The sequence below is a fragment of the Komagataeibacter sp. FXV3 genome (genome assembly GCF_015155755.1).
GTDB lineage: Bacteria > Pseudomonadota > Alphaproteobacteria > Acetobacterales > Acetobacteraceae > Komagataeibacter.
Map to the genome: position 1 here is coordinate 1 of NZ_VWPI01000177.1, position 5,086 is coordinate 5,086.

The window sequence follows — 5,086 nt, forward strand, 5'->3', positions numbered from 1 at the left end:
GTTACTGGGGATTACCCCTATGCCAATCTTTGATTCTGATGCTGCCCTGTCATATATGCAGGGACAGTACACTTTCTGTCGGCCTGGTGACATTATATGTTTTAGAGCCATTGAGCGCCCAGAATACGACGCCATACGTGAAGCTGTGTCGCACGACCGCTTTACGCCCTGTATCCGGTCGGTCTCGTTGAGCATATCGGCTTTTTTGGAAAATCCAACCGCTATAACCCGCATGTTAACGGAGGCTCTCCATGGCGATTGAAATTCTGAAGCCCGGTCTGGCCACAACCGTTCAGGATATGGGCCGTCCTGGTTATTATCATCTAGGCATTCCCATCTCAGGCGCAATGGACCGTTTTTCGGCCCGGGCGGCCAACCTTCTTGTCGGGAATGATCCGGGTAGCGCACTACTGGAAGCTACTTTGCTGGGGCCAGAAATCCGTTTTCTGCATGATACGGCCTTTGCGGTAACGGGGGCCGAGGTACCACTTCTGCTTAATGGAGAGGCATGCCCGGCCTGGCAAACCTTGCAGGCCCATGCGGGGGATGTATTAAGCTTCCAGTTCATGCGTATGGGTGCGCGTGCCTATATTGCATTCGCCGGTGGCATAGACGTGCCGCTGGTAATGAACAGTCGGTCAACCTATCTTGCCGGTCGGATGGGTGGATATAAGGGAAGATCCCTGAAGGATGGGGATGTCCTGTCCCTTTTGCCAAGAGAAAGGCAGATCGTCGCAGGGGCCGAGATTCCTCCCCTTATGCGTCGCCCAATGGAACGCAAAGCCCGACTACGTGTCATTATTGGCCTATATTCTTTCCGTGTGATGCCAGATTCGCTGGTTCGCTTCATGACGGATACTTGGCAGGTAGGGACAGAGGCAGACAGGACAGGTTATCGGTTCAAAAAGGGAGCGCCATTGGAATTCGTTCCGCGCGACCCTCCATTTGGCGCAGGATCAAATCCCTCCAATATAGTTGATTCCTGTTATCCCTACGGTTCCATTCAGGTACCGTCCGGAAAAGAGCCAATCATCCTACATCGGGATGCTGTATCTGCCGGTGGATATTTTACCCTGGGTACGATCATTTCGGCCGATATGGACCTGATAGCGCAGTTGCAGCCGCATCAGAAAGTCTGTTTCTTACCCGTTTCCATGGATGATGCCCTTATAGCGAGACAGAAAGAACAGCAGAGGCTGAACGATCTGCAACATATACTTTCCGGGTAATTGCCACAAACAAATGTAAACGCACATTCGTATCATTACGGTGCCGGAATGGTATTGTAGAATGTAGCCTGAAAACTGCAAACAGGAGAACTGTGCCATGAAACGTCAGGCCTTTACGACCCTTCTCACGGTTTCTTCCGCTCTGATCAGCTTCCCTGCTATTGCGGAAACGACGAATAACCGATACGGCCATCCTCTGGCAGCGCGATCGGTTACGCATTCAAAAAATCATACTTCCCAGGCAGCGTCCCTTATAGCCAAAACAAACGAAGCCATTGCCGTAACGGGAAGCCATCGCTCTCATGCCAGTATCAGTGTTGTCTCCGCCAAAGCGATTAATCAACTTGTTCCGGGCACCAATCCTTTGAAGGCACTGGCGCAACTTCCCGGGGTCATGTTTAATTCCGATGATCCACAGGGAATGGATACATGGTCCACCCAAACTTACATGCATGGTTTCATGCAGAACGAAATCGGTTTCACCCTTGATGGAATGCCATTGGGTGAACAGTCTTACCGTAACTATAACGGCCTGAATTCCGTAGCTGCCATAAGTTCAGAAAACGTTGCCCGACTGGATGTCTCTCCTAGTGCCGGAGCAGAATCAACGCCCAGTACTAACAATTTGGGTGGTTCGATCGCATTTATCAGTTCTGATCCAAAAATGAAACGGGGCGCCACTGTTGCACAGACTTTTGGTAGCAACGCGACTTTTCATACATTTGTCAGGGTTGACAGCGGTGCGCTAAATAAGACGGGAACCCGTTTTTATGCATCCTACATGCGCAATGATGCACAGAAATGGAAGGGCTACGGTGGGCAGTTCATGCAGCAGGTCAACGCTAAATTTGTCCAGCCTATCGGAGAGAACAGTCGGATATCGGCCTTTTTTGATTATACGGACCTGGAGCAGCATGTCTATCAGGACATGTCTTTTGAACTGATCCAGAAGATGGGCTATAATTTGGATGATTATTATCCCAATTATGGCGCGGCCTATGCTGCCGCGCAGGGAAATTATGGGTCGGCTTATCAGAAACTGTCAGATCCAAAAGATGCCTCATATTATGATGGTGGAACGCAGAACCATGATTATCTGGGAGGGATTACCGCTGATTTGGCGCTGACCAACAGGGTCCGGTGGAAAACAACGGTCTATGGCCACAGTGAATCTGACCATGAATACTGGGTTTCCCCTTTTTATTCATCACCCAATGGTGCCCCGCTTACAGACGAGATGAAACAGCCAAGCATCCGGCGTTTCGGTATTATATCGAGTGTTAATTACAATATTGCCCATAATGATATTGGAATGGGTGTCTGGTACGAAAATAACAAATATATGTCTGACCTGTACGGTTATGAAGAACCGCTTTTGGGACAAGGATCACCATTTCCTGCTTTTGGAGATTACAAAAACGCTTTTACAAAATTCTGGGGACAGACCTATAATACCAATACCTTTACGGCCTTCTTTCAGGATACCTATCATCCTCTGCCAGGATTGGCGCTACATTTTGGTTTCAAATCCCTGTTGACGACAACACGTGTCGGTGCAACCGGTAATAACGAGGCCTATACAGGCGTGAGTGCAATTACTGGTGGAGAAAGTCTGACAGTCGCCAAGCCGTTTCTACCCCATATCAGTGGTAACTGGCATTTCCTTCGCAAACATGAACTGTTTTTTGATATTGCAGAAAACGTCCATTCCTTTTCAGAATCGGGTTATAACCTGACAGCGTCCCCCATGGCCGTGTCGCAGGCGCAGTATGATACGTCCCGCGGGCGTCTGAAGCCCGAAACAGCATGGAGCTATTCTGTAGGTTATCGCTATACAGGTTCTCTGGTCCAAGCATCCATATATGCGTATAGGGCCGACTTCAATAATCGTCTGCAGCAGATTTCATCTGGTTCTATTACCAATCCCGTGACTTCCGTGCTCAATGTAGGCAGCGTTTCCATGAATGGCGTGGATGCGGGTCTTACCATAACTCCGATCAAAGGTTTGACTTTTAGTAATAATATCAGCTATAATCATTCGACTTATGGGCAGGATCTGACAATTAACAGTAATGGCGTTTCAACAACATATAATTTGCATGGGCAGCAGGTTGTTGCATATCCGCGTTTCATGTATAAAACTGCGCTTGCCTATAATTGGCGTGGGCTGGAAGCTCATGTTGATGCCAGTTACATGTCGCAGCGTAATTTTAGCTATGTTGGGAATTATAAAGCGCCAGCATACTGGCTGGCAAATGCCGGGTTACGTTACAGTCTTGGCGCGCTCTCGAAATATAATCGCCATCTTGCATCGGTCCAGAACCTGATTTTCAGTTTTGATGTCTATAATCTAGCGAATGAACGTTATATCGCCACGATGGGTGAGAATGGTTATCCGCTGAACACAGACTACCAATCCATGCTTATTGGTGCACCTAGGCAGTTTTTTGGTACGATCAAGGCGGAATTCTAGGATATCATATCCCTATATTGATCATTTTTTCTTCTTATACATATTACGATTTTCAGGATGGAAATCATGGAATGCAAGCAGAATATATCATGGTCATATACTGACGCCAGGTCCCTGTATGACCTGCCCTTCAACGACCTGTTGTTCAGGGCGCAGTGCGTTCATCGAGAAAATTTTGATCCCAATCATATTCAGATGAGCGAACTGCTGAATATTAAGACGGGCGGCTGTCCGGAAGACTGCGGATATTGCAGTCAGTCCGTACATAATGGCAGCAGACTGAAAGCCACCCGATTGATGAAAGCCGACGAAGTAATCGCGAACGCCAAGCAGGCCCAGGCACGTGGCGCAACGCGCTTTTGCATGGGCGCGGCCTGGCGTTCGCTGCAACCGCGAGATGAGATGGCTATCGTTGAGATGATAAAAGAGGTCAAGGCATTGGGACTGGAAACATGCATGACACTCGGTAAACTTTCATCTGAACAGGCTCTGTCTCTTAGCCAGGCCGGTTTGGACTATTACAATCATAACATTGATACTTCTGAATGTTTCTATCCACAAGTTACAACAACGCATACATTCCGCGACAGGTTGGATACACTTGATCATGTACGCAGGGCCGGAATGAAAGTTTGTTGTGGGGGGATACTGGGACTGGGGGAAACGGTAAAAGACCGGATAGACATGCTACTTACCTTGGCTAACCTGCCTGTTCCGCCGGAAAGTGTTCCTATCAACATGTTGATGCCAATGCCGGATTCCCGTATGGCCGATGTGCCTCCGGTTGATTCTATCGCTTTTGTCCGTGTTGTTGCGCTGGCACGCCTGATGATGCCATCTTCATACGTGCGGTTGACAGCAGGGCGTGCGAACATGAGTAATGAAACGCAGACGCTGTGTTTCCTTGCAGGAGCCAACTCCATTTTCATTGGCGACACATTATTGACTGCTAGTAATCCTGATAAAAATAGTGATAATGACCTTATGCATCGTCTGGGCATGACACATGATCAGAAACAGACGTCAATTAGTAAGGTATAATATATCAAACAATTCAGACAGTAAACTGTGTGGAAAGGGACGATCCATGACGATGCTGTTTTTCCTCGACAAAAAAAGAAGGCGGATAACAGCAACACTAAAGATGCTGTCGTTATATCCAGGCTGGATGACAATCCTCCATATCGGTCCACGTGAAATGTACGAAGTGATATCCGATGCGCATTTTATCAAAAATTCGGACATGAAACGATAGGATGTTGATTTTCACTGAGAACTGACCCGGGTAGGGCGGAAATTTTCATCGAGATTTGACCCATGCCTTCACACTCCCCGGCAGCATCTGCTGGGGGTTTGAGGAGTGATTGACATGGAGCTTCTGAGT

The 5,086-nt window shown here is 48.0% G+C and carries 3 protein-coding genes; all 3 read left to right on the top strand.

Annotated elements, in window-relative coordinates:
• Positions 1 to 251 precede the first annotated feature (251 nt).
• The 3 genes from F1542_RS16655 (at position 252) to bioB (ending at position 4,743) form a co-directional block, all read left to right on the top strand.
• Complete coding sequence (locus tag F1542_RS16655; protein WP_193733976.1) at positions 252 to 1,229, top strand: biotin-dependent carboxyltransferase family protein; 978 nt, start codon at positions 252 to 254, stop codon at positions 1,227 to 1,229.
• A gap of 97 nt (positions 1,230 to 1,326) precedes the next feature.
• On the top strand, positions 1,327 to 3,702 hold the full coding sequence (locus F1542_RS16660) for a TonB-dependent receptor (protein ID WP_193733977.1): 2,376 nt from the start codon (positions 1,327 to 1,329) through the stop codon (positions 3,700 to 3,702).
• Between the two features lie 66 nt (positions 3,703 to 3,768).
• On the top strand, positions 3,769 to 4,743 hold the full coding sequence (gene bioB, locus F1542_RS16665; RefSeq protein WP_227672833.1) for a biotin synthase BioB: 975 nt from the start codon (positions 3,769 to 3,771) through the stop codon (positions 4,741 to 4,743).
• Positions 4,744 to 5,086: the final 343 nt, after the last annotated feature.